Raw genomic sequence first — 24537 nt, 5'->3', positions numbered from 1 at the left:
ATTCATTTAATAGAATGGCATTTGATATAGACATGATTAAGGGTGTCTACGCTTCCATGGGGGAGCGTGTGGACAAAGCCCGGGAATTGGTTGGAAAACCGTTGACTTTAGCTGAAAAAATATTGTATTCCCACCTATGGGATGGTACACCCACTACCAAGTTTACCCGTGGTAAAGATTATGTTGATTTTGCTCCAGATAGAATCGCTTGTCAAGATGCAACAGCCCAAATGGCATTGCTTCAGTTTATGCAAGCAGGTAAAGATAAAGTAGCTGTTCCAACAACGGTTCACTGTGACCACTTGATCCAAGCGAAACAAGGTGCTGCGGTGGATTTGAAACACGCTAACGAAACCAGTAAGGAAGTTTTTGATTTCTTGGGTTCAGTTTCCAACAAATACGGAATCGGATTCTGGGAGCCAGGAGCTGGTATTATTCACCAAGTAGTGCTTGAAAATTATGCTTTCCCAGGAGGTATGATGATCGGTACGGATTCCCACACCGTTAACGCAGGTGGATTGGGAATGGTAGCCATCGGTGTTGGTGGTGCTGATGCTGTTGATGTAATGGCAGGTATGGCTTGGGAGTTGAAATTCCCAAAACTGATCGGTGTAAAATTAACTGGAAAGCTTTCTGGTTGGACTGCACCAAAAGATGTAATCCTAAAAGTTGCTGAAATCCTTACCGTAAAAGGGGGAACAGGAGCTATCGTAGAATATTTTGGCCCAGGGGCCACTTCCATGTCTTGTACAGGAAAAGGAACCATTTGTAACATGGGTGCTGAAATTGGAGCTACAACCTCCACTTTCGGTTACGATGAGTCAATGGAGCGCTACTTGAGAGCTACTGATAGAGCGGATGTTGCCGATGCTGCAAATGCAGTAAAAGAGCATTTAACTGCTGATCCAGAAGTGTATGCTAATCCAGAGCTATATTTTGATCAAGTAATCGAAATCAACTTGACAGAATTGATGCCATTGTTGAACGGACCTTTTACTCCAGATTTGGCTACCGAAGTAGGTACCATGACCGAAAAAGCGCAAGCTAACGATTGGCCATTGGCAGTAGAGTGGGGATTGATCGGTTCTTGTACCAACTCTTCTTACGAGGATTTGTCCAGAGCATCATCCATTGCGCAACAGGCCTTGGACAAAAAACTGAAAACTAAAGCCGAATTTGGAATCAACCCAGGTTCTGAGCAGGTAAGATATACAACAGAGCGTGACGGTATTCTTGAAATCTTTGAAAAATTGGATGCCAAGATTTTCACCAACGCCTGTGGACCATGTATCGGTCAGTGGGGTCGTTACGAAGATCCTAAGAATGCACCTAAGAACAGTATTGTGCATTCCTTCAACCGTAACTTCGCCAAGCGTGCCGATGGTAACCCGAACACACACGCATTTGTTGCTTCTCCAGAAATGACCGCTGCGATTGCGATTGCGGGTCGTTTGGACTTCAACCCATTAACTGATAAATTGATCAATGAGGATGGTGAAGAAGTTATGTTGGATGAGCCAACAGGCTGGGAATTGCCACCAAAAGGATTTGAAGTAAAGGAAAATGGATATGTTGATCCATTGGAAGATGGTAGCGGTGTAAATGTAATCGTTGCTCCAGATTCTGAGCGTTTACAACTTTTGGAGCCGTTCGTGCCTATTACTCCAGCAAGCCTTCAAGGGATGAAGTTGTTGATTAAAGCATTTGGAAAATGTACAACGGATCATATTTCTATGGCTGGACCATGGTTGCGTTACAGAGGACATTTGGACAATATTGCCAACAACACTTTGATTGGTGCTGTGAATGCCTTCAACCAAAAGACCAACTTTGTTAAAAATCAGTTGACAGGCGAGTACGGAGGTGTGCCAGATACGCAACGTGAATACAAAAAAGCGGGAATCAAAACTATTGTTGTGGGTGATCATAACTACGGAGAAGGTTCTTCAAGAGAGCACGCTGCCATGCAGCCTCGTCACTTGGGCGTTGCCGCTGTTTTGGTGAAGTCTTTCGCAAGGATTCACGAAACCAATTTGAAAAAACAAGGAATGTTGGCCTTGACCTTCGCAAATGAAAGCGATTACGATTTGATTCAAGAGGATGACACTTTCAACTTCTTGGACATCGACCAGTTCGCTCCGGATAAACCATTGACCATTGAGGTTGTACATGGCGATGGAAGCAAGGACACTGTCATTGCAAATCATTCGTACAACAATGCTCAAATTGCATGGTTTAATGAAGGTTCAGCATTGAACTTGATCAAAAAGCAGAATGCTTAATTGTATCTAAATAATTTGTAGGAACTCCTGATAGGGTAAAAGCTGTCAGGAGTTTTTAATTTTTACGAAACCCCCAATAGATGAAAATCAGTAAAAAGTCAGTACTCAATATTTTATTGATGCTCTTTGTGCTTTCCTTTTTTGTAACCCCTTTAGGGTATTACGGAAAGTTGTTGTTGAATCGAATTTTTTCATTCTCCCCACCTGTGATTGAAGCATCGGAACGCCAGAAAATCACCGATTACGATTGGAAGTTGAAAGATGCCGATTGGAACTTTTTCAATTTTGAAAAATCTAAGGGAAATGTGGTTTTTGTAAACTTTTGGGCCTCTTGGCGACTACCTTCAGAGGCCGAGTTGGTGAGCATTCAAGAGCTTTATGATGCCTATAAGGACAAGATTGACTTTTATATCATCACCAACGAAGAACAAGCTCCTGTAGAAGCTTTTATGGCGGAGCACGAGTTTACTTTTCCAGTGACCTATTTAATTATAGGTGAAAAAATGCCGTTGGATGCCAGTGAGGTACCAGCTTCCTATTTGATTGATAAATCGGGGAATGTGGTCATTCATAAAGAGGGAATTTCAGATTGGAGCTCGAACAAGGTCTACAAATTACTGGATGAATTAATCGCTGAAAAAATCGAATGAAAATCACCAAAGAACAAATAAGCAATGGCATTTGGATATTGGCCATTCTGTTGATTTTATTTACTCCCGTAGGATTTCATGCGCGGGTAATTGTAAACAAGATCAAAATGTTTGTGATGAGTGCCGATGAGGTGGATACAGATGAACAAATCACTTTGGAAAACTACAATTGGGATTTGGTGGATTTGGAGGGCAATCGTTTTTCTTTTGCGTCGACCAAAAGAAAAGTAGTAGTAGTCAATATTTGGGCTACGTGGTGTCCCCCTTGTGTAGCTGAACTCCCTAGTTTTGCCGATTTGCATGCAGATTATCAGGATAAAGTAGTTTTTGCATTCGTGACCAACGATGAAAGGGATAAGGTAGAAGCTTTTATAGATAAAAAAGGCTATACACTCCCTGTTTATTTTCAAGCATCTCCAATCCCAGCAGAAATGGAAAGTTCTTCAATTCCTGCTTCCTATGTGATCAGTAAAGACGGAAAAATAGTAGTGGATGAAAAAGGAGCTGTTAATTGGAACTCCGCCGAAACCCGTGAATTGCTGGATGAACTTTTAGCTGAATAAGTTAGCTGTTCTTAAAATATTTGAACGGAACCACCAACATTCCAAAACACTCTCCATCTTCTTTTCCCAAATGCTTGTGATGCATTTTATGGGCTCTTCGTACAGCTTTAGCGTAGCGGTTATTGGCATTTCTAAATATCTTAAACCGCTGATGGATAAAAATATCGTGGACCATAAAATAGGCAATTCCGTAAGCCAAAATGCCAAACCCTAAGGGCCATCCATACCAAAAAGTAGTGTAGCTGCCCAAATAAAAGAGCACCATACTCACAATAGCGTAGAAAATAAAAAAGGCGTCGTTGCGCTCGAACCAAGAATCATGGTCTTTTTTATGATGATCACGATGTAGTGTCCACAAAAAACCGTGCATCACATATTTGTGTGTAAACCACGCCATAAATTCCATAAAGCAAAAAGTGGCTAAAAAAATCAGTATCCAAATTGCTATGTTCATTGTACCATTTGTAGTTTATAGTTCACATAAGATTGAGCCAATAACCCAATTTTTTGGTAGTTGGGTACTCGAATCCTAGCATTTTTAATTTCTAAGGGAGGAGTGGCCTGTAATTTGTGCAATAACTTTTTGTAATAGCGATAGGCCGTGTACACTCCAAATTTGGCTTGTTCGGGCAATTTAATAATACCAGAATAACCCAAGGCAAAATCAGCTTTTATTTCGTCAACAATTCGTTTTTTGGAGACCTCGTCCAGTTCCAAAAGGTTGGTGTTTGGGAAATAGGTGCGATTCAAATCTTCAAAATCTGCTTTTAGGTCACGTAAAAAATTCACTTTTTGAAAAGCCGATCCTAAAGCCATGGCAGATTCCTTCAATTCCTCATATTTTTCTTTGTCGCCTTTTACAAAAACACAAAGGCACATAAGTCCCACAACATCTGCAGAACCGTAAATATATTCTCGATATTCCTCAAAAGTGAGGTATTTCTTTTTCGTAAGGTCCATGCGCATACTCTTCATAAAGGCTTCCACTAAATGGTGTGGAATATCGTATTTATGATAGGTATGTTGAAAGGCATTTAAGATTGGATTCAAACTTATTTTATTTTGAATCGCCAAATTCATGTCCTTTTCAAAATCATCAAAAAGGGTGGATTTGTCGTAATCATGGAAGGTGTCCACAATCTCATCCGCAAAACGGACAAACCCATAAATGTTGTAAATATCCGCCCTAATGGAAGAAGCCAGCATTTTGGTGGCCAATGAAAATGAAGTACTGTAAGATTGGGTTACAATTTTGCTGCAATTGTAAGAGACATCATCAAAAATAGTTTTCATTTGTTAGTGGTTTTGGTGATTAAATCAGCTACCAATTTCCCTGAAATTAGCGATGGAGGCACACCTGGCCCCGGAACTGTTAACTGACCGGTAAAAAACAAGTTTTTTACCTTACTACTTTTGAGGTTAGGTCGTAAAAAGGCAGTCTGTTTCAACGTGTTGGCCATGCCATACGCATTTCCTTTGTAGGAATTGTACTGTTCAACAAAGTCGTTTACACAGAAACTTTCCTTGAATATAATGGATTTTTTGATTTGTTGGTTGGTCAATCGCTCAAATCTATCTAGCACAATATCAAAATATTGCTCGCGTAATTCGGGTGTATCCTCCAATCCTGGTGCAATGGGAACCAAGAAAAATCCTGTCTCTTGCCCATCTGGTGCCATGCTGGCGTCGGTTTTGGATGGAAAGTTTACATAGAACAATGGGTTGCTTGGCCATTGAGGGTTATCATAAATTTCTTGGGCATGAACCTCAAAATCTGTGTCAAAAAATAGATTGTGATGTTCTATGTTTTGTAATTTTTTATCGAAGCCGATGTAAAATAACAAAGAAGAAGGAGCATAGGTTCTTTTTTCCCAGTAAGATTCGGAGTATTGTCTGTATTTTTTATCCAATAATGTTTCCGAGTGATGGTAATCTGCTCCACTGATCACATAATTAGCAATATGGTTTTTACCTTTTGACCGAATTCCCAAAACTTGTCCGTCAGAAACTAAAATATTGCTTACAGGGCTGGCCGTATGAATCTTGACTCCAAGTTCCTCAGCCAAACTTTTCATGGCCTTTATGATTTCGTACATACCTCCTTTTGGGTGCCAAGTACCCAAACCGAAATCCGCAAAGTTCATAAAATTGTAAAAGGAAGGTGTATTGCTCGGTTTAGCACCTAGAAAAAGTACAGGAAACTCCAAAGTTGAAACCAATTTTGGGTTTTTAAACCGTTTACGCACCTCTTGACTTATGGTTTTAAAAAACTGGTCAACTTTTAAAATGGTTTCTTTGGTCACAAGTTCCAAAGGGGAAAGTCCAGGACGCAACACCACTTTATTAATGGCTATGTCGTAGTTTTCCTGTGCTTGTCCAATAAAGTTCCTTAGATGTTCACTGCTGCCCGATTCAATCCGTTCGAATTCATCACAAATGGCTTCCATACAATCTCCAATTGTGATGGTATCATCATCAAAAAAGATTTTGTAGGCTGGATTCAACTTGTCCAACTGGTAATAATCCGAGGTCTTTTTACCAAAATCGGCAAAGAATTTATCAAAAATATCAGGCATCCAATACCAACTTGGCCCAATATCAAAAGTAAAACCATCTTTTACCAATTGTCTGGCCCGACCGCCAACGGTTGAATTCTTTTCGAAAATTTCTACCTCAAATCCTGATTTTGCCAAATAACAGGCAGCAGAAAGTGAAGAGAATCCAGAACCGACGACAATAGCTTTTTTCATAGTAATGGTTAGATAGAGCTTATGAATTGCTCAATGCTTTTGAATGTTTCTATATGTTCTGGCAATTTTTGATCTCCAATATCTTGTATTTGATACCCCAAGGCGTAAAGCTTCGAATTGGGCGATTTATCCAATAAGTCCTTAAATCTGGTAAAGTACTCGTCTAAGTCATTTTTATTGGGCGAAACCGTGAAATAGGATACAAATCGGATGTTATTATAGTATTTGATGAGGTCCTCCAAACTATCAATTGGCATTGTCTGCCCGAGATAAATGGTCTTGTAACCCATGGCGGCCAATTGATAGTTGACATACAACAATCCCAATTCATGAATTTCATTTTCAGGAAGAAAGAGTACGAATACTTTATCTGAATTCGTAGGCTCCTCCATTTGAAGCTGCTCGGTATGGATATATATTTTTTGTTTGATCAAGTTTGAAATGAAATGCTCGTGCGCTGGACTTATAGTATTGGTTTGCCACAAAAGCCCCAGCTCATTTAATAACGGTATAAATACTTGATTGAAAATTTCGGTGAAATTTTTATCTGCAAGCAAGCCATTATAGGTTTTGAGGAAAAGCGATTGGTCAAAATTGATCATGGCCAACTTTAATGAATTCAAAATATGGCTCTTTTCAGATTTTTGAGCTACAATGTCCTTGACCAAAGCAGGAATCTTTCCTTCTTCCAGCTTAGCAATTTTGGAGATTTTATACCCGTTGTGGTATAGTAGAGTAACGTTCAACAGTTTTTGTAGACTGGTGAGGTTATATGTTCTAATATTGGTGTCAGTTCTTTCGGGACTGAATAGATTGTACCTCTTTTCCCAAATACGAATGGTATGGGCCTTTATCCCAGAAAGGTTCTCCATATCCCTAATGCTGAACGATGTCTTTACGTTGTTCATTCTTTTGAAGTAAACGTTAAACAAATTTACAATTTAAAAAATAGTGACCTAGTTTTTTATCATAAATTTTAGAAGGATGTTTGTGATTCAGCAACTTAGAGTTTTTGTTTGTGAGATATTGAGAAAGTTTCTGTGTATTCTATCGATTTTATCATGTTTTGTGCTCAAATCGATGTATTTTACTACAGAATTTGAACCTGCGCATGATTAATAAAATTACCTCCCTCCTTGTATTTTTCTTATTTGTTTCGTTTTGCCATGGCCAAAATACTGATCAAGAATCCCTTAGATTGTTGATCATGGGGAATGAAGATTATGGACTTAATAAAGCCGTGGAATTTGTTGCCGAAGAGATGGATATCGATTTAGTCCGAATGGATATATCGCTGAGCAGGAAGACCTTGGACAGCATTGAAGCACAAAATGCCCAAATGTGGGAAAAACTAGATGACAAATTGCAATTAAACTCCAAGCAAGTTTTTAGAACAAGGTTAACCGAGGAGAATGAGAAGATTGCATCTGCGGAAGATATTTATCGAACCGATGCTAAGGCAAAAAGGCTGCGTAAAAAACTTGAAAAAGATGGCATTGAAACGCATGCTGAATTAGAAAAAAAGCGAGCTCCCTTTATATATATTTATACGGTTTACAGCCTGGATAAAAGTATTTCTGAATCCGCTAAAAAACCTGAATTTCATGTGGTTGTGGATATAAAAGATATATCTTCGAAAGTAGAAGAATTGTAATCTTAAATCCCATTTTATGAAAAGAAGACTCACCTTAGGATTATTGGGGTTAGGTCCATTGTCGTTTATGGCTTCAAAAATCCCATCCCTAGATAATCCAATAGTTGATAATTTAATAAAAAGGTGGAAAAGATCTAAGGAATATACCTTGGCGGTATTGGATACCATGCCAGCCGAGGAACTGGAGTTCAAACCTTCACAGGAACAAATGAGTTTTGCCCAACATTTTATGCATATAGGGTTCACAAACAATTCCTTTATCGGCATTTTGATGGACCAAAAAACTTACCCAGACTTTAATGCTATGATGCAAGCCGATTTTTTCTTGGAACTTCCTGATCCAATCAATTTGTTTCAACCCGATTTTTTACAAGAAAGAGCTCCTGAGGATAACAAGACCTTAGTGTCAGGTTACGTTTCAAAAACATTCGACTATGTAATTGAAAGTTTGGAAAGTGTACGTGATCAAAGTTTAACCCAAGGGTTGGATAAGATAAAACCTTGGTATTTGGAGGGACACACCAATTTGGATTTGATTTTAAGGGCAGAGAGTCATACTGCACATCATAGGGCTCAAGCCGTCTCCTATTTGCGAGTTAAGGGTATTCGGCCACCAGGATATTCCAAATACAATACACTATAAACTTTGTGGAAATAAAAAACGCAACCTAAAAAGATTGCGTTTTACAAGTGCCCACGACTGGAGTCGAACCAGCACGTCCTTACGAACACTACCCCCTCAAGGTAGCGTGTCTACCAATTCCACCACGTGGGCATTGGAATTTTGAGTGTGCAAAGATAATTTTTTTCCTCTAAAATGCTAGGTCACAATTTTTATTTTGACTTTTAAACTTTACCGAAAGTTAATATGGGAGCCAGTTATTTTTGGTCAAATTTGTTGTATTAACAATAATAATTAAACCTCAATGAGTTTATTAACACAAACGCTAAGGAAATCTTCATTCCTATCTTGGAGACATGTTTTGAGTTTAATAGTTTTCTTAGTTATCCTTCAAGGGGTTTATGCGCAATCCACATATAAAATTCATTCCCACAACGATTACGCTCAAGAATTACCCTTTTGGTTTGCTTATAGCAATGGGGCATCTTCAATTGAAGCTGATTTGTTCTTAAAAGACAACGTACTTTATGTGACTCATGCCGAAGATGAAATCAATCCAAAACATACATTCAAAAAATTGTATTTGGATAGGTTGCAGGGTTTGGAAGCTGATGGGGAGTTAGGAGAAATTCAATTGCTCATTGACCTAAAATCGGAAGCCTATACCACCCTTGCAAAATTGGTTAAGCTATTAGGAGATTACCCAACTTTGATTGAAAGTGGAAAAGTGAAGTTTGTGATTTCGGGCAATAGACCTGAACCTGGGCATTATAAAAATTATCCTGATTTTATCTGGTTCGATCATCAAAACTTGGAGGAGTTGAACAGGAATGATCTAACTAAAGTAGCCTTGGTCAGTGTTAGCTTTAAAAATTATTCTGTTTGGAATGGTTATGGTAGAATGACGGCCCCAGATCTTGAAGCAGTTACAAATGCCATCGAAAAGGCAAAATCAGCAGGAAAGCCTTTTCGTTTTTGGGCTACTCCCGACACCAAAACAGCTTGGGCACGATTGGCCAAAATGGGTGTGGATTACATCAACACCGATCATCCAGCCTTGGCCAAACAATACTTGGACAAATTAGATGCAAACACCTTTCATATGGAGCAGAAAAATGAGGTCTACGCACCTAAGTTTTTATATGACGAGAAATCAACTCCAAAGAATATCATTTTAATGATAGGAGATGGGAACGGTTTAGCACAAATTTCATCAGCTATGATTGCGAATCGTGGAAATCTTACGGTTACAGGTTTAAAAAACATTGGTCTGGTAAAAATAGCTTCAGCGGATGATTTGATCACGGACTCTGCTGCGGGAGCTTCGGCGATGGCCACAGGTACTAAAACGAACAATCGGGCTATTGGGGTTGATCCTAAAGCAAAGGCGATGACCAATTTGGTGGATGTACTTGGAGGTAGGGGTTATAACACAGCAATTGTAACCACCGATGCTATATTTGGCGCTACGCCATCCTCATTTTATGCGCATCGTATTGAAAGAGATGATACGCCTGGATTGATTGAGGATCTGAACAAAAGCCAGTTGGATTTTTTCATTGCGGGAGGTAAAAACGAAAAAGGAACCATTGATAAAGTCTTTACTGAAAAAACTTTGGAAATTTTCGAGGACTTTAAGAAACCGACTGCCATTTATTTGGGGGATAACAAAGCCCCCACCATGGAAAATGATAGAGGAGGTGTTTTTCCATCTGCCATTCGGAAAAGTTTGGAGGTATTGGAAAGTTCAGAAGCACCATTTTTATTGATGGTCGAAGGTGCGCAAATTGACAACGGTGGGCATTCGAACAGTACAAAGGATATTGTTCAAGAAATGTTGGATTTTGATCTAGCCATTGCCGAGGCATTAAAGTTTGCCGATGCAAATAAAAATACTTTGGTAGTCATTACTGCTGATCACGAAACTTCAGGATTCGGCATTGTGGGTGGAAGTTTGGAATTGGGTACAGTTCAAGGTGATTTTTTAACGGTAGATCATACAGGAATTATGGTGCCATTGTTTGCCTATGGTCCACAGGCTGATAATTTCAGTGGGGTGTATGAAAACACAGAGATCTTTGAAAAGATTTTAGAAGCTTTAGATAAAAAATGATAAAAGGGAGGCAACCAAATGGTGCCGCCCTTTTTTTTCGATTGAACTATCGAATGAAATCAAAATTTGAGCAAAAATTTTAAATCAAATTTCTTTCGGACATAAAGTTTTTCTTCATGTTCTTTCGGTCAATTTTACCTGTATCTCCTTTAGGCACGGAATCGATAAAATGTATTTCGGAAGGCACTTTGAATTTGGCCAAATTTTCCAAGCAGTAAGCTTTTATTTCCTCTTCTGATATTTCTGATCCTTTCACAATCAAGGCGGCTCCACATTCACCCCATTTTTCATGTGGAATTCCGAATACAACAGCTTCGTTGATGGACTTGTGTTGTAAAAGTACACGCTCTACTTCCACAGGGTACACATTTTCCCCACCACTAATGTACATATGCTTTTTGCGATCAACTATAAAAATAAAGCCCTCTTCATCCATGATGGCCACATCACCCGTTTTAAACCACCCATTTTCAATACTGTTTTTAGTGGCTTTAGTATTTTGCCAATACCCAGGGGTGACCATCGGGCCTGTAATCCAAAGTTCTCCAGGTTCGTTTCGCGGTAGTTCATTGCCCTCGTCGTCCATCACGCGTACTTGAACATAAAAGTTAGGCTTGCCGATGGATCCTTGCTTTTTTTCAGCCATGCTTTGGTGCAAAGAAGTCAGGTTTGGGCCTACTTCGGTTAGACCATAACCTTGCCGAATGGGTACCTCTTTATCATGGTATTTGCGAATCAAGGGTACGGGCATACTTTCGCCACCCACAATAATGTAGTTGAGAAAACTTATGTCGGTGGCATCAAATTGTGGGAGTTCGGCAATCATTTTAAGCATGGTGGGAACGCCCATAAAAAGGTCCAGTTTTTCCGTGACAATGGAATTCAATATTTTTTCAGCATCAAACTTTTTGAACATGATGATGGTGCCTCCATGATGGAGCACTGGTGCCAAAAGCACGTTCCATCCACCCGTATGGAAAAGTGGCATGCAGTTCAATGTTTTGGTAGCACTGCTTATTACCAAACTAAGGGCGGTATTGATGCTGTTCCAAAACAACATTTTGTGAGTGTACAAGGTTCCTTTTGGGAATCCAGTTGTCCCACTTGTGTATAAAATAAAGATAGGATCCTCTTCATGAAATTGTACGGCATAATCAGGTCCTTCATCCTCAACAAAATGAATAAAAGGAGCAATAGGTTCGTATTCGGCCTTATGTTTTAAGGCATGGACGTCATAACAATTTTCATCAAAGAGCACCAAGGTAGATGCAGAATCGTTCAATAAATATTCTACCTCTGCAGGAGCCAACCTATAATTGATGGGGACCAATATGATTCCCATTTTTTGTGCCGCTCCAAATAGTAAAACCTGGGTTAATTCGTTTTCGGCAATTATGGCAATTCTATCCCCTTTCCCGAGCTGATGTTTATCTTTTAGATAATGTGCAATGCTATTTGCAGCATTGTTGATTTGTGCATAGGTAAGGGTCTTACCCGTTTCGGCATCCTTTAAGGCTACTTTATTCGGGGTGTAGCCCGACCATTTATTAAACCAATCAAAGGTGTTGATCATAATACTTTAAAGTTACAGTATAAAAGCATTTGCAGCAAAGGCCAATCCACCACCTGAGCCAATAAAAAATAAGGTGTCGCCTTCTTTGATTTTTTGATTTTCCCAAGCCTTGTGCAACGCCATCGGAATACAGGCGGATCCTGTATAACCATAATTGTGCATTACCGTATAAGCTTTGTCTTCTGGAACGCCAAGAAGTTTTAAGGTTTCTCGAATGGCATTGATGTTGATTTGCGTAATGAGAAACTGGTCAACTTCTGAAACCCCAATTCCCATGTTTTCTGCCAGTTGATTGGCCAACATGCTCCACATTTGAGGATTGAGTTCGGGCGGAAACTTCTTTACAAATTTGAGTTGATGGTCTTTGTGGTCTATCACATTGTGTGTAGAAGGATGTTTGGTTCCTCCTGCATAAATTCCCATCCAGTCGGCATATTCCCCTTTGGAAATTAATTTCCCTGTTTGGTGCCCCTTGTTTTTTTCTTCGGTGGAAGTCATGATGACAGCTCCAGCGCCATCAGCAAATAGGGTTACGGTTTTTTTATCCGTTTTGTCCAAATATTTACTCATGCCATAGGCACCTATTACCATGATTTTATTCAGTCCACCACTTTTAATGTAGTGCGCTGCAGTTTCGGTAGCGGTCACAAATCCAGCGCAGGCCGAATTGAGGTCGAAAGTACCTGCATTTACCGCTCCGATTCGATGTTGCACCACTGCTGCAGTGGAAGGGGAGATGTATTCGGGCGTATCGGTCGCAATGATGAGCAAATCCAGCTCGGAAGCTTTCATTCCTGCATTTTTAAGTGCGGAGTTGGCTGCTTTTTCACATAAATCGGCAGTTGACTCTCCTTCCTTGCACCATCTGCGCTCATAAATTTCCACATTTTCCCGTAGCCATGTGTCTACATCTTCACCCAGAATCTCGTTAAAATAGGCATTGGTGTATATGTCCTCGGGAACATACATTCCCGAGGCTATAATCTTTGCATTTTTCATCTATGCTATTTGACTGTTTTATTAATCCAAGTTCAATTTTGCTTCTAGTACGTACAGACCACCAGTTGGGGGAGCTGCTGTGAACTCTCTCATTTCTGTGTTGAAAAGGTTGGTAGCCGCAAACGAAAGCGTAAAGTTTTTATTAAAGTGGTATCCAAAGTTGAGGTCGAAGGTTACAAAACCTCCCAATGGACCATAGTTGAATGAATCAGTGCTTCTTGCATTTTCAACAATCGGGGTTCCTCTATAGGTGTACCCTGGCAAAGTCTCAGAGGCAATTTGATAGCTGGAGAAATAATTGTATTCCTCAACCCATCTTCCAAACATTCCTCCAAAGAATTTATCTCCACTATAATTGATTCCTGCTCCAATTTTATTGGTAGGTGAATTGATCAAGAAGTCTAAAAAGTCAACATTGCCATCATTGTTAAAATCATTGTCCGAATCATTTTCATCAAATGAATAATCGAAATAAGAATAGTTTGCTGTTGCACTCCATTTTGGTGAAATGCTATAGGTCAAAGACAAATCGGCACCATAAGTGTTTACGCGTCCAAAGTTGATGTACGTAGCCACCAAACCATTGTAGAAGGCATATCCAGATTGAACTTCCTCGATTGGGGTGTCACCTCGGTGCGTAGCCACTCCAATTACTGTGACAGGACTCAAGAAATCCTTGTTAATATTGTAATAGGCATTGAAGTCCCCGTATAATTTAGGAGTCAATGAGCCTCGGTAACCTATTTCATAAGTGTCTACTTTTTCAACACCTTGTGCAGGGATAACCGTGCCATCGGTAAGGGTGAAACCATCAGAGTTACCCAGGATCAACCCAGAGAATAGGTTTCCGTACATGTTAAGAATGGTCGGTGCTGCAATACCTTGACCGTAGGTGAAACGAAGCGTTCCTTTGTCAAACTCTTTAAGTACTCCAAATTTTGGAATCACATTGGTGCCGTAAATTTCGTGGTTATCGATACGGGTTGCTGCAATACCTCGGAACCCGCTTCCAAAGTCGTAATCCAAGTGAAGGTATCCTCCCAATTGGTTTACTTCTATATCGCCTCCTTCATCCAATAGATAGGAGCCTTTACTGTTGGCCATATCCAATTGCCATTGAAGCCCTGTTACAAATTCCAATTTATCATCAAAAAGGGTGTTTGAATATTGAACTTCTGCATTCCAACGCTTGGAATCATCTACAAATTTAGCAGCACTGGCATAGGAAAAATCGCCCGATGCCTCTTCTTCTGAAAGTCCAGCGTCGATACCACGATAGTATTGCTTGGTTCTTTCGTCGATGGAATAAGTGTCATCCGTTTTACTGGTGGTATAATAGGCCTGAGCAAAGAAATTACGGGTTTTAAAACGTAATTGATAGAAGCTGATTCTCCAATCAATAATTTGGTTTCTTCCCACATTGGTCGGGGAAAGATAAGTGCTGTTACTGTGTCCGTAAGTTGCGATAAGGTCTGTACCTTCTGTAGGTGAATAATAGGCGCTGGCTTCCGTTTTGAAAAACTTTACGTCGTTGTCCAAATCGTATTCTGGATATCCTTCTTTGATGCCATCCAAATCTCTATCTATATAAACAGAATCGGCATAGATAAATTCTGTAGCCTTGGTGTATTCTCCAGTAGCTTTGAAAGCCCACTTGTCACTCAATTTTTTGGCAAAACGAAGTCTTCCTGAATAATACCCATTTCCATCACTGTTTACACCTAAATTGGTAGCGATGGTGGTGCCTTCGTATCTTCTTGGGTCTTTGGTGATTGTATTTAGCAATCCATTATGGGCATTGGGTCCATAAAGCGTTGCATTGGGTCCCAAAACCACCTCAATTTGTTCAATATCTTCTTTAACAGTGGTTGTCAATGGCCCCATTGGAAGACCTGTGGCAATTAGACTGGAAATTCTTCCATCAGCAACTTGAAGGTTTTTTGAATTAAAGTTGGAGTTAAAACCTCTAATGTTGAACGCTGGGGTCGCAATACCAGCTCTGAAGTAGTCTATCCCTTTTTTTCTGGCCAACAATTCAGCTGGATTACCAGCATATTCATTGATCTGTCTTGGTGAAATGGTCACAACTGTTGCAGGTGAGCTAGTAATTTTTTCAGCTTTTTTGGATCCTGATACGATGACTACTTCATCCAAGCTCATGCTGGCCTGTAAACTCACATCAATGGTCATGCCCGATGCCCCTAAGGTAATGGGTCTCGCAACGGGGGAAAACCCGATGTATGAGAATTGGACGATGTGTTTTCCTTGTTTTAATAGTAATTCGTAGTGTCCACTGGCATCTGTTGTGGTACCAACACTGATCTCCGCTACATATACGCTTGCGCCTTCAAGAGGATTTCCATCCTCATCGGTAACGGTACCGCTTACAGCAACATCTTGGGCAAATAGTCCAGTAACGCCCATGAACAATACTAATAGTGTCTGTAAAAGTTTCATTGTTTGTTTAGTTTAGTTATTAATTATTTGTGTGCATCTGTGAAATTTTGAATTTCTTCCACAACCTTTTCCGACTGGTCCCAGATGATAAAATGTCCCGCTTCGTCTAGTAGTTTGTTTGTTGTTGTTGGATAGTCGTTTTGAAGCGTTTCCATTAATTGGGCAATGGTTAGATCAGGATGTAGAATTTTATTGGGAATCAAAAGATCATTCTTTCCAAAAAGCACCAGGGTGGGCACTTTAATTTGACCAATTTGGTCGTAAACAGGACCCGAAAGCATAGCTTTTATGCTCGCAACCGTGGTGGAGCAGTAGGTTTTATAACCCTCAGAATCCTTTTTGATTTTTATACGGTCTTGGTACATGAACTCTGCATCTTGTGGGAGTTGCATGCCGTAGAAATTCACATTGAAATTTTGACGGATTTGTTCGTCGGTCAAATTCAGATATAATGATTCTGTGGCAACGGCCTCGAACCATGCATGGTCTTTTGCTGTAAACTGTTCGATACCTGCTGGAGCAAAAAGAATTAGGCTTTTTAACCATTTGGGTTGATTTATGGCAGCCGTCATGGCAACTTGACCACCCATGGAATGCCCTGCCAAAACCACATGTTGTAAATCAAGTTCTTTAATGAATTCATCTACCACCGAAGCATAATTTTCCATGGAAATGGTTGTCCCATTCAGTGCTGTTTCTCCAAATCCAGGGAGGTCCAAAGCATAAGCTTCCACATGTTCAGGTAGGTTGGACAATATTTTGTTATAGGCTTTGGAATAGCTGCCCAATCCATGAATCAAAACCCATTTGGTTTTTCCTTGACCTGCTTGCAGGTAATGGATTTCCAATTTTTGATCTGGAAGATGTATTTTCTTGGATGCAATATCTTGTCCCATACTATTTTGTGTAAAAGTCAATGCGAGGATGGCACTAAGGGTCCACTTCAATGACTTCTGAATGAATTTAAGCGCTGGCATACTCCTGTACTTTTTTGTTCATGGGTTTTATGGCGTAAATGGCCAATCCCGTAATGGTTGATGAAATCAGTGCAAGCGCAGAGGCAATGGCTGGGTTTTTTACTGCCATACCTTCCATATAAGGTGTCAGTTCCAAATAATACACACTAAAGTGTGTGGTAATGGCTACCAAAGAAGCTGCAATAGGTATCCATTTGTTTTGGGTTTTGGTGAATATGCCAAAGAAAACGGGAACAAAGGCTGCCGAGAAAAAGGCATACACCCCGTTTTGGGCAAAAATTCCCACGCTCAAACTTGGGTTCACCAATTGATCATACGACAAAAGGATCGCTATCACTCCTACAATTACGGTCAACACTTTGTTGATCTTCATCGGAGCTGCTTTTAACTTCGCCATTTTGGTCAACGGCATTACAAAATCGTTGGTAATTGTGGTGGGTATCGATTGAATCAATCCTTCCAAAGTGGAAAGGCCAGCGGCCAAAAGTCCCAAAATCACCACAATGCCCACATAAACAGGGAATCGGTACAGTACATAAGCTGAAACAATTCCATCCATGTTCAGCTTGGCACCATTGTACATTAAATCAGGGAAGCTTATTCGGGCATAAATGCCCACAAAAACCACGGAGAAGAACAGCAATAGAACTAGTACAGTATATAAAAGGAACTTATTGACCTGTGAATCTTTTTTAATCAAAAGGGATTTGGTCAAAATATGTGGTTGACAAACTATGGCAATACCTACTATGGTGTTGCAGACCACTACTTCAAAGAAATCCCGAAACAACGGACTTTGTTTATTGAATGTTTGCGTTAGTGAAGGGTCTATTTCGTTCAAACGGTTGATAAAACCATCATCCCCAGTTTTAAAAAGTAGGTAAGCTCCAGAACCCAAAAGGAGCACTGCAACAACAATCATTAAAATAGCTTGCACCGAATTGGTGTAGACCATGGTGTTGGCTCCGCCAATCATCATATAAGTGAATACAACCGCCACTATAATAATAAGTATGGAAAGCTCATTGGCGTTCAATGCCTTCGATACCACCTTGGTCATCCCAACGCAAATCAAAACAATAAAAGTGATCAATAACATACTTAAAAACCCGAATAGGATTTTAAGAAAACGAGAGTCGTATCGCTTACCTACCCAATCTGCAATGGATATGGACTTTACATCCATGCCATATTTTCGAAAACGCTTTATAAAAATGATCAGGGCCGCATAAATGGCAAAGGGCATTACTACCCCAAATGCTATAAAGGCACTTAATCCATAAAGCGCAATAAAACCTGGATTTATAATAAAGGTGGCTGCACTGGTAATGGATGCGGCCAATGATAAGGCAACCGATATGGATGAAAAGGATTTATTCCCCAAAGCGTACACCTCTAAACTATCTGAGGATGCTCTTGACTTGTATACCAAATAAAATAGTAGGGACATAAATCCAATAAGGACAATTAAGGTGGTAATTTGGTAAGCTTCGGTCATAATTTAAGAATGGTATCTTAGGTTGCTATAAAATGAGTAATCATTAAATCATAAGACGATATAATGTGAATATCGCATTTAAATATGATTGATTTTGTTGAGAAAGAGTCAAGGGATAATTAAATAGTAGGTATGGACTTTTTTAAGGTAATATTCAATATTTATGGTAATTTGGATAAAATTTAGAACTTTTTCACCTAATATTCTATCTTATAGGCAAATTTTTTGAATGAAAAATTAATAAGTCAATATATTTAAAAAATTATATAAATAATTAAAAATCAATTATATATAATATATAAAAGATGGAAGTCAATATTTTAAAAAGTAATTTATCTAACTTTGCAGTTACCCAATAACCTTAGCTTTATCCAAAATTTAAAACATGGAACGACTAAAAAATAAAGTAGCCATCGTAACAGGTGGTGCCAAAGGAATTGGTAAGGCAACGGTTAAACGGTTTTTGGAAGAAGGAGCAACCGTGATTTGTTGGGATATTGATGCCAAAGCAGCTGGAGATTTATTTAATACCTATAAAGGTATGCCTTTTCATTTTCAAGAGGTGAACACTGTGGATCGTGAATCTGTAGACGCTGCCGTTAAGGAAATCATGGACAACCATGGTCGTATTGATATATTAATCAATAATGCAGGAATCACTAGGGATGCTACTTTAAAGAAAATGACTCCAGAGCAATGGAAAATGGTTATCGATGTAAACCTGACTGGAGTATTTAATTGTACGCAAGCTGTATCGGAACATATGGTAGAGCAGGGTAGTGGCAAAATAGTAAGTGCGGCATCTATTGTGGGTCTGTACGGCAATTTTGGCCAGACCAATTATGTGGCTACAAAATCGGGTGTTATTGGTATGACCAAGGTTTGGGCTCGTGAGCTGGGGAGAAAAGGTATTTGTGTAAATGCCGTTGCTCCTGGTTTTATTGCTACCGAAATGGTAGGCACTATTCCAGAAAAGGTAATTCAAGGTCTTGAGGAAAAAACACCGCTGGGCCGAATGGGAACTCCCGAAGATATTGCCAATGCCTATGTGTTCCTTTCTTCCGAAGAAGCAAGTTTTATAAACGGAATTGTCCTTAGTGTGGATGGTGGGTTGGTCATGTAAAACCCTCTTTTTAAAGAATCCGCATTCAGGCCATTGAACAAATAAAGCGATTGAAATATGAAGCTTAAAAAATTTCAGACCTATGCGGATTCTTTATTGCCACATGAAGTTATTTTGCTCAATAGTGTAAAGCAATTTCAAGATGAAGAGCGAGCTGGTATTTTTGTAACGCTTTACCAAAATGTCTGTAGTAAGGACACGCAACTGGAATACGATCCCAAAATAGATAAGCGGAAGTATTCCCATTTAATGAACTGGATGCAAAGCCGATTGGATGGTTTTTGCACCGATCAATACTACGAGCGACTCAACTACATCGATATTCGTATTAAAACCGACACTATTTCTTCTGATGAGGAAAAGGAACTGTTGCAACTCATCAAACAATACGAACCACATCATTTTCATTTTATCCGTTTTTATGAGGTCGTAAAAAACTACCTGATGTTTCTTTTGGTTCGGGTACGCTTGAACGATTACGAGCTCATTCACAAATTTGTGCACGACTACCACGATGATTATGCCCGTTGCAAAGAGGTGAGCAACCGAATGACGCAAGCCACGGTGGATATCGTGACCGATTACCACAATTTAAAGATTTCCCAAAACTCCATAAAATGGATTTCTTGGCTCACACGACTTTGGACGGATCAAAGCTTGGATGGCTATAACAAATATCAAACGCTGATTTTGATGAGCTATGTGGCCTTATTGAAAAATGATTCCTTGGAAGAGGTCTTGGGTTATTACAAAGAATTGGAACCCAAATTGGAAGATGGCTCTTATTATTCTAAGAAATTACTGCTCAATTATTACGGGAACAAGCAGCTCATTCTTATGAAAATGCATCAGTATGATTTGGCATTGTATTATGGCAAATTGTCCATTACCGAACAAGGTAACGATTACATTATGTACCTGAACAACTATTCGTTTAACCTGCTCAAATTGGGAAGATCTAAAGAGGCCCTGAAATTGTTGATTGAAGCTCGTCCCTTTGCCCGTCAAATGTCCAATAAATACAACCGAACCTTGTTTATTTCATCTTTGATGAAATGCTATAATGATAATGATCAATACCAAAATTCGAAGCAATATGCCGAGAATCGATTGGAAATGTATGAAAAGGATATCTTGGAGCATAACTGGAACAAATTCTTCAGAACGTATGTTGAGACTTTGATTCACCTTGGAGAATACCAAAAAGTAAAGAAAGTCATTCGTAGGTTCAACCTTATTGACCGAGAAGCCCAGTTCGTGAAAAATTTCGTTTCTTTTTCTTATTTCAAATGGTATTTGGCCCTTGCCAACCACAAAGAGGGTAACATTACCGAAGCTAAATTTTTGAATGGTATCCGAAGGGAAATAGATCGTTTACAAGCTACCTACGAGGTGGAGCCATCGGAGCGGGCCATCAACTTATTGCAAGATTCCATAAAGCGGGCAATCTAATCCGATTTTAGTTTTAAGCTTCATTATAAACTGTAATTTTGCACCCATGTTTACAGTGTTGAATTTTATGGATAAGGAGTTGGGAAGATTACTGTACAACCGACTCTTGGAAGCAGGAATGGGAGAGGAATGGGCCTCATACCTCAACTTACTGATTTTGCTTGCAGGAATGTTGGTGTTGGTGATTTTGTTGGATTTTCTACTCTGGAAAATCCTACGAGCAGTTTCCATTAAATTAGCAAGAAGCTCCAGAAACAACTTCGATAATTTTTTGGTGATGTACCGAGTGCCACGCTATTTGGCGCATGTACTTCCCATGTTGATTTTTTTAAAATTCATTCCTGTCGCATTTACCGATTTCGAGTATGCCGAAGGAGTGGCCATAAAAATCATGAGCATTCTATTTGTGCTTTTAGTTTTGGTCATTTTCCGAAAGGTATTCCAAAGCATTAATGGGTATTTAAAAACGCTCCCCCGATTTAAAGACAAGCCCATTGATAGCTATGTTCAGGTATTTATGATATTCGCTTGGGTCATCGGAATCTTTACCATTTTTGCCATTATTACAGAGACTACGGTCTGGAAGTTTGTCACCGCATTGGGTGCGGCTTCGGCAGTTGTGCTGTTGATATTCAAGGATACCATTTTAGGTTTGGTGGCCAGTATTCAAGTCACTATCAACGATATGGTTCGTATTGGGGACTGGATCACTTTTGATAAATATGGTGCCGATGGTGATGTAATTGAAATCTCATTGGCCACGGTTAAGGTTCAGAATTTTGATAAGACCATTACCACCATTCCAACCTACGCTCTTATTTCAGATTCGTTCAAAAACTGGAGGGGGATGCAGGATTCGGGTGGTCGACGCATTAAAAGGGCATTGATTATTCGTCAACAGAGCATCAAATTCTTGACGCCCGATGACATTAAAGCTTTGAACAAAATCCAACTGATCCAATCGTATATGGATTCGAGGTCTGAGCAGATCAAAACCTATAACCAGGATCATCAAATTGACAAGTCTTTACTGATCAACGGTAGAAACCTGACCAACTTTGGTGTCTTCAGAAAATATGTGACTAATTATTTGGAAAGCCATTCAGCAATCAATAAAAAGATGACCTTAATGGTGCGCCAATTGGAACCTACCACACAAGGAATTCCTTTGGAAATTTATGCGTTCAGCTCCGATAAGCGTTGGGAAAACTATGAGTACGTAATGGCTGATATTTTCGACCATTTGTTGGCTGCCTTACCCTACTTTTCTTTAGAGGTTTTTGAATTGCCCACTTCATTAGTTACAGAAACTAAAGTTTAATCCAAAGCCGCAGCCAAAGCAATTTTAACCATATCCCTAAAAGTTGTTTCTCGGGCATGTGCCGATAAACTTTCACGTGTTACCAAAGAATCTGAAATGGTCAAAATGGTGAGCGCACGCACATTGTATTTGGCAGCGATGGTGTAGAGACCTGCCGTTTCCATTTCTACGCAGAGCACTCCATATTGTGCCCAAAGTTTGTATTCTTCTGGATCATCACTGTAAAACTCATCTGAAGAGAGCACATTTCCAGCCTTGAGTGGAATGTTGTGTTTTTGGGCGTAGTTTACTGCCTTGATGAAAAGTCCGAAATCCGCAGTAGGAGAGTAATCGGAATTTATGAATCTGGAATTATTGATTCCCGAAGTGGTAGAGGCGGACATGGCCAAAACTACGTCATTTAACCCCACATCCTTTTGATAGGAACCTGCGGAGCCGACCCGAATAATGTTTTTCACATCATACTCATTAATCAACTCATGAAAATAGATCATGGCCGAGGGCATGCCCATTCCACTGCCTTGTACAGAAACCCGTTGCCCTTTATAGGTTCCAGTGTATCCGAGCATACCTCGAATTTTATTGTAGCAAACGGGGTTTTCCAAAAAGGTCTCGGCAATCCATTTGGCACGCAAAGGGTCACCTGGCATTAAGACGGTTTCTGCGATTTCTCCTTTTTTGGCTTCAATATGTGTGCTCATGGTTTTGTTTAAAGTAGGGTTGGACCTGATGAGGTGCCAATGCGACTCACCCCAAGTTCAATATATTGAAGTGCTGTTGCTTTGTCTTTTATGCCACCAGAGGCTTTTATTTTTGCCTTATCGCCTACAACCCGTTTCATGAGTTGTACATCTTCCAAAGTGGCACCACCAGTGCCAAAACCCGTTGAGGTTTTTACAAAATCAGCATTGGCTTCCATCGAAAGTGTGCAAGCGATCTCTTTTTCTGCATCGGTTAGGTAACAGGTTTCAATGATCACTTTCAAAATGGTACCCCCAATAGCTTTTTTAAGAGCTTTAATTTCATCTCGGACAGCATCATTTTTTTTTGCTTTCAACCATCCTATATTAATGACCATATCAATTTCATCTGCTCCGTTTTTTACACAATCCTTGGCTTCAAAAATTTTAGCCTCGGTAGACATAGCTCCTAAAGGAAATCCGATTACCGCGGCTACTTTTACATTGCTGTTTTGCAATGCCTCTTTGGCCAAGGAAACGTAACAACCATTTACACAGACCGCATAAAAATGATACTCCATAGCTTCCTGGCATAATTTTTTAATATCGCTAGGAGTTGCGGTGGCCTTTAAATTGGTGTGATCTATATAAGGGGCTATGGTCATCTTAGTGATTGAAAAGTTGTTTTAATTTGAAAATGGCCAACATTTCAGCCCTGTTTGTTCCAGCGAAAGAACTAGCAATGGATTCGGCGGTTTCAAGAATCAAAGCTTTTAATTTGTCCGTGAATTTATCAGCATGTTCCGTGTAGAATTCCTTGAACTCTTCAAAATAGTGATCGGCACCTTTCTCTTCATCATCCAACCAATCAAATACAATTTCTATTTGATAAGCGGCATCGGTATGAAATTCATCCTCAAAACCATCAACATCCAACCAATATTTGCGAACGTATTTTCGCAATCGGGTAACTTCTGCGGGTCTAACTTCATCATCGGCCATGGCCACTGCATAGAATAATTTTCCTAGGCTTTGATAAAATTCGTTGGCCGTTTTTTCTGAGTTCAACATGATTCATGATTTAATCTTATAAATTTAAGACTATTCCAACTGGATTTAACTGATTTTTCTCAACTGTTCACCAGATGGTTCATGATGATGCCATCTTCCATTTGAATGATGCGGTCCGTGCGATTGGCAAAATCTTCATCATGGGTAACCACCAAAAGCGAAAGTCCTTGTTCTTCTTTTAAATTTTTGAAAATATTGAAGACGTTTTCCGAATTGTGACTGTCCAAATTACCCGTAGGTTCATCACCCATTAAAATGGTGGGGTCGTTAATGAGTGCGCGTGCTATGGCGACACGTTGTTTTTCACCTCCTGAAATTCTTGATGCCTTTTGATGCGCCAAATGGCCAATGTTGAGCATTTCCAATTTTTGATTCGCATTTCGTTCAATTTCAGCATAGGGTTTCTCAGCCAGTTTTTTGGCAGGTAGCATCACATTTTCAATCACACTAAATTCAGAAAGCAGGTAATGAAACTGAAATACAAACCCGATGTTCTTGTTTCTGATGCGTGACAATTCTCGATGTGATTTTCCCGTTACCAATTGGTTGTTGAGGTACAGTTCCCCCGTATAATCGGTATCCATTGTAGATAGGATATAGAGCAAAGTGGATTTTCCAGAACCTGATTTTCCCATAATGGAAGCGAATTCTCCTTTTTTAACGTCAAAGGAAATATCCTTGAGCACATGAAAATCCTTGGGCTTATGAAAGTGCTTGTTGATATGTTTGGCTTCTAAAACTAAATTCATGGT

The 24537-nt window shown here is 39.6% G+C and carries 22 protein-coding genes and 1 tRNA gene; 9 read left to right on the top strand and 14 right to left on the bottom strand.

Features of this window, described 5'->3' with window-relative positions; all coding sequences use genetic code 11:
• The first annotated feature begins 14 nt into the window (after nt 1–14).
• From BLQ18_RS16580 to BLQ18_RS16570, 3 genes are all read left to right on the top strand, one after another.
• On the top strand, nt 15–2282 hold the full coding sequence (locus tag BLQ18_RS16580; RefSeq protein WP_090299513.1) for an aconitate hydratase: 2268 nt from the start codon (nt 15–17) through the stop codon (nt 2280–2282).
• Nucleotides 2283–2362: 80 nt separating this feature from the next.
• Nucleotides 2363–2932, top strand: a complete 570-nt coding sequence (locus BLQ18_RS16575) for a TlpA family protein disulfide reductase (protein WP_175443796.1) — start codon at nt 2363–2365, stop codon at nt 2930–2932.
• Nucleotides 2929–3495 (top strand): TlpA family protein disulfide reductase, encoded by a 567-nt coding sequence (locus tag BLQ18_RS16570; RefSeq protein ID WP_090299509.1) that lies wholly within the window; start codon nt 2929–2931, stop codon nt 3493–3495. The genes BLQ18_RS16575 and BLQ18_RS16570 overlap by 4 nt, the downstream gene beginning before the upstream one ends.
• 1 nt (nt 3496) lies before the next feature.
• On the opposite strand, the gene BLQ18_RS16565 is transcribed toward BLQ18_RS16570, so the two are convergent.
• The 4 genes from BLQ18_RS16565 to BLQ18_RS16550 are packed head-to-tail and all read right to left on the bottom strand — an operon-like array spanning nt 3497 to nt 7153.
• Nucleotides 3497–3949, bottom strand: a complete 453-nt coding sequence (locus tag BLQ18_RS16565) for a sterol desaturase family protein (RefSeq protein WP_090299506.1) — start codon at nt 3947–3949, stop codon at nt 3497–3499.
• Nucleotides 3946–4788, bottom strand: a complete 843-nt coding sequence (locus BLQ18_RS16560) for a phytoene/squalene synthase family protein (RefSeq protein ID WP_090299503.1) — start codon at nt 4786–4788, stop codon at nt 3946–3948. Before BLQ18_RS16560 ends, BLQ18_RS16565 begins: the two co-directional genes overlap by 4 nt.
• Nucleotides 4785–6245 carry a phytoene desaturase family protein gene (locus BLQ18_RS16555; protein ID WP_090299498.1) on the bottom strand — a complete coding sequence of 487 codons (1461 nt, stop codon included), beginning with the start codon at nt 6243–6245 and terminating at the stop codon, nt 4785–4787. Before BLQ18_RS16555 ends, BLQ18_RS16560 begins: the two co-directional genes overlap by 4 nt.
• Before the next feature lie 8 nt (nt 6246–6253).
• On the bottom strand, nt 6254–7153 hold the full coding sequence (locus BLQ18_RS16550; protein ID WP_090299493.1) for a MerR family transcriptional regulator: 900 nt from the start codon (nt 7151–7153) through the stop codon (nt 6254–6256).
• Nucleotides 7154–7356: 203 nt separating this feature from the next.
• Here BLQ18_RS16550 and BLQ18_RS16545 point away from each other — a divergent pair, with 203 nt between their 5' ends.
• Together BLQ18_RS16545 and BLQ18_RS16540 are read left to right on the top strand one after the other, a co-directional pair.
• Entirely contained in the window at nt 7357–7899 is a 543-nt protein-coding gene (locus BLQ18_RS16545; RefSeq protein WP_090299487.1) for a hypothetical protein, read from the top strand.
• 16 nt (nt 7900–7915) lie between these two features.
• Complete coding sequence (locus tag BLQ18_RS16540; RefSeq protein ID WP_090299483.1) at nt 7916–8542, top strand: DinB family protein; 627 nt, start codon at nt 7916–7918, stop codon at nt 8540–8542.
• A gap of 48 nt (nt 8543–8590) precedes the next feature.
• Here BLQ18_RS16540 and BLQ18_RS16535 read toward each other — a convergent pair.
• Nucleotides 8591–8674 (bottom strand) — tRNA-Leu (locus BLQ18_RS16535).
• A gap of 151 nt (nt 8675–8825) precedes the next feature.
• On the opposite strand from BLQ18_RS16535, the gene BLQ18_RS16530 reads away from it, so the two are divergent.
• Complete coding sequence (locus BLQ18_RS16530; protein WP_090299479.1) at nt 8826–10634, top strand: alkaline phosphatase; 1809 nt, start codon at nt 8826–8828, stop codon at nt 10632–10634.
• 79 nt (nt 10635–10713) lie between these two features.
• On the opposite strand, the gene menE is transcribed toward BLQ18_RS16530, so the two are convergent.
• The 5 genes from menE to BLQ18_RS16505 are packed head-to-tail and all read right to left on the bottom strand — an operon-like array spanning nt 10714 to nt 18138.
• Nucleotides 10714–12207, bottom strand: coding sequence for an o-succinylbenzoate--CoA ligase (gene menE, locus BLQ18_RS16525; protein WP_090299475.1), 1494 nt, complete (start codon nt 12205–12207; stop codon nt 10714–10716).
• Between the two features lie 12 nt (nt 12208–12219).
• The gene (locus BLQ18_RS16520) at nt 12220–13206 is read right to left on the bottom strand and encodes a 3-oxoacyl-ACP synthase III family protein (protein WP_090299472.1); all 987 of its coding nucleotides are present in this window, start codon (nt 13204–13206) and stop codon (nt 12220–12222) included.
• 21 nt (nt 13207–13227) lie between these two features.
• Complete coding sequence (locus tag BLQ18_RS16515; RefSeq protein WP_090299469.1) at nt 13228–15663, bottom strand: TonB-dependent receptor; 2436 nt, start codon at nt 15661–15663, stop codon at nt 13228–13230.
• Between the two features lie 23 nt (nt 15664–15686).
• The gene (locus tag BLQ18_RS16510; protein ID WP_090299465.1) at nt 15687–16640 is read right to left on the bottom strand and encodes an alpha/beta fold hydrolase; all 954 of its coding nucleotides are present in this window, start codon (nt 16638–16640) and stop codon (nt 15687–15689) included.
• Nucleotides 16627–18138: a sodium:solute symporter family transporter gene (locus tag BLQ18_RS16505; protein ID WP_090299461.1), complete on the bottom strand. Its 1512-nt coding sequence runs from the start codon at nt 18136–18138 to the stop codon at nt 16627–16629. The genes BLQ18_RS16510 and BLQ18_RS16505 overlap by 14 nt, the downstream gene beginning before the upstream one ends.
• Before the next feature lie 385 nt (nt 18139–18523).
• Between BLQ18_RS16505 and BLQ18_RS16500 the strand changes: the two genes are divergently transcribed.
• Genes BLQ18_RS16500 through BLQ18_RS16490 form a run of 3 tightly spaced genes read left to right on the top strand, consistent with a single transcriptional unit; the run spans nt 18524 to nt 22034 of the window.
• Nucleotides 18524–19261 carry a beta-ketoacyl-ACP reductase gene (locus BLQ18_RS16500; protein ID WP_090299458.1) on the top strand — a complete coding sequence of 246 codons (738 nt, stop codon included), beginning with the start codon at nt 18524–18526 and terminating at the stop codon, nt 19259–19261.
• Between the two features lie 57 nt (nt 19262–19318).
• Nucleotides 19319–20713: a hypothetical protein gene (locus tag BLQ18_RS16495; protein ID WP_090299454.1), complete on the top strand. Its 1395-nt coding sequence runs from the start codon at nt 19319–19321 to the stop codon at nt 20711–20713.
• Nucleotides 20714–20759: 46 nt separating this feature from the next.
• On the top strand, nt 20760–22034 hold the full coding sequence (locus tag BLQ18_RS16490) for a mechanosensitive ion channel family protein (protein WP_245668174.1): 1275 nt from the start codon (nt 20760–20762) through the stop codon (nt 22032–22034).
• Here the strand turns inward: BLQ18_RS16490 and deoD are convergent.
• Genes deoD through BLQ18_RS16470 form a run of 4 tightly spaced genes read right to left on the bottom strand, consistent with a single transcriptional unit; the run spans nt 22031 to nt 24534 of the window.
• Nucleotides 22031–22735: a purine-nucleoside phosphorylase gene (deoD, locus tag BLQ18_RS16485; protein ID WP_090299451.1), complete on the bottom strand. Its 705-nt coding sequence runs from the start codon at nt 22733–22735 to the stop codon at nt 22031–22033. The genes BLQ18_RS16490 and deoD overlap by 4 nt on opposite strands.
• 8 nt (nt 22736–22743) lie before the next feature.
• Nucleotides 22744–23379: a deoxyribose-phosphate aldolase gene (deoC, locus tag BLQ18_RS16480; protein ID WP_090299447.1), complete on the bottom strand. Its 636-nt coding sequence runs from the start codon at nt 23377–23379 to the stop codon at nt 22744–22746.
• Nucleotide 23380: 1 nt separating this feature from the next.
• On the bottom strand, nt 23381–23785 hold the full coding sequence (locus BLQ18_RS16475) for a hypothetical protein (protein WP_090299444.1): 405 nt from the start codon (nt 23783–23785) through the stop codon (nt 23381–23383).
• Between the two features lie 59 nt (nt 23786–23844).
• Nucleotides 23845–24534 (bottom strand): ABC transporter ATP-binding protein, encoded by a 690-nt coding sequence (locus BLQ18_RS16470; RefSeq protein ID WP_090299440.1) that lies wholly within the window; start codon nt 24532–24534, stop codon nt 23845–23847.
• Between the last annotated feature and the right edge of the window lie 3 nt (nt 24535–24537).

This window comes from Flagellimonas zhangzhouensis (genome assembly GCF_900102925.1).
Taxonomy (GTDB): domain Bacteria; phylum Bacteroidota; class Bacteroidia; order Flavobacteriales; family Flavobacteriaceae; genus Flagellimonas; species Flagellimonas zhangzhouensis.
This window is presented reverse-complemented; position numbering and strand designations above follow the sequence as displayed.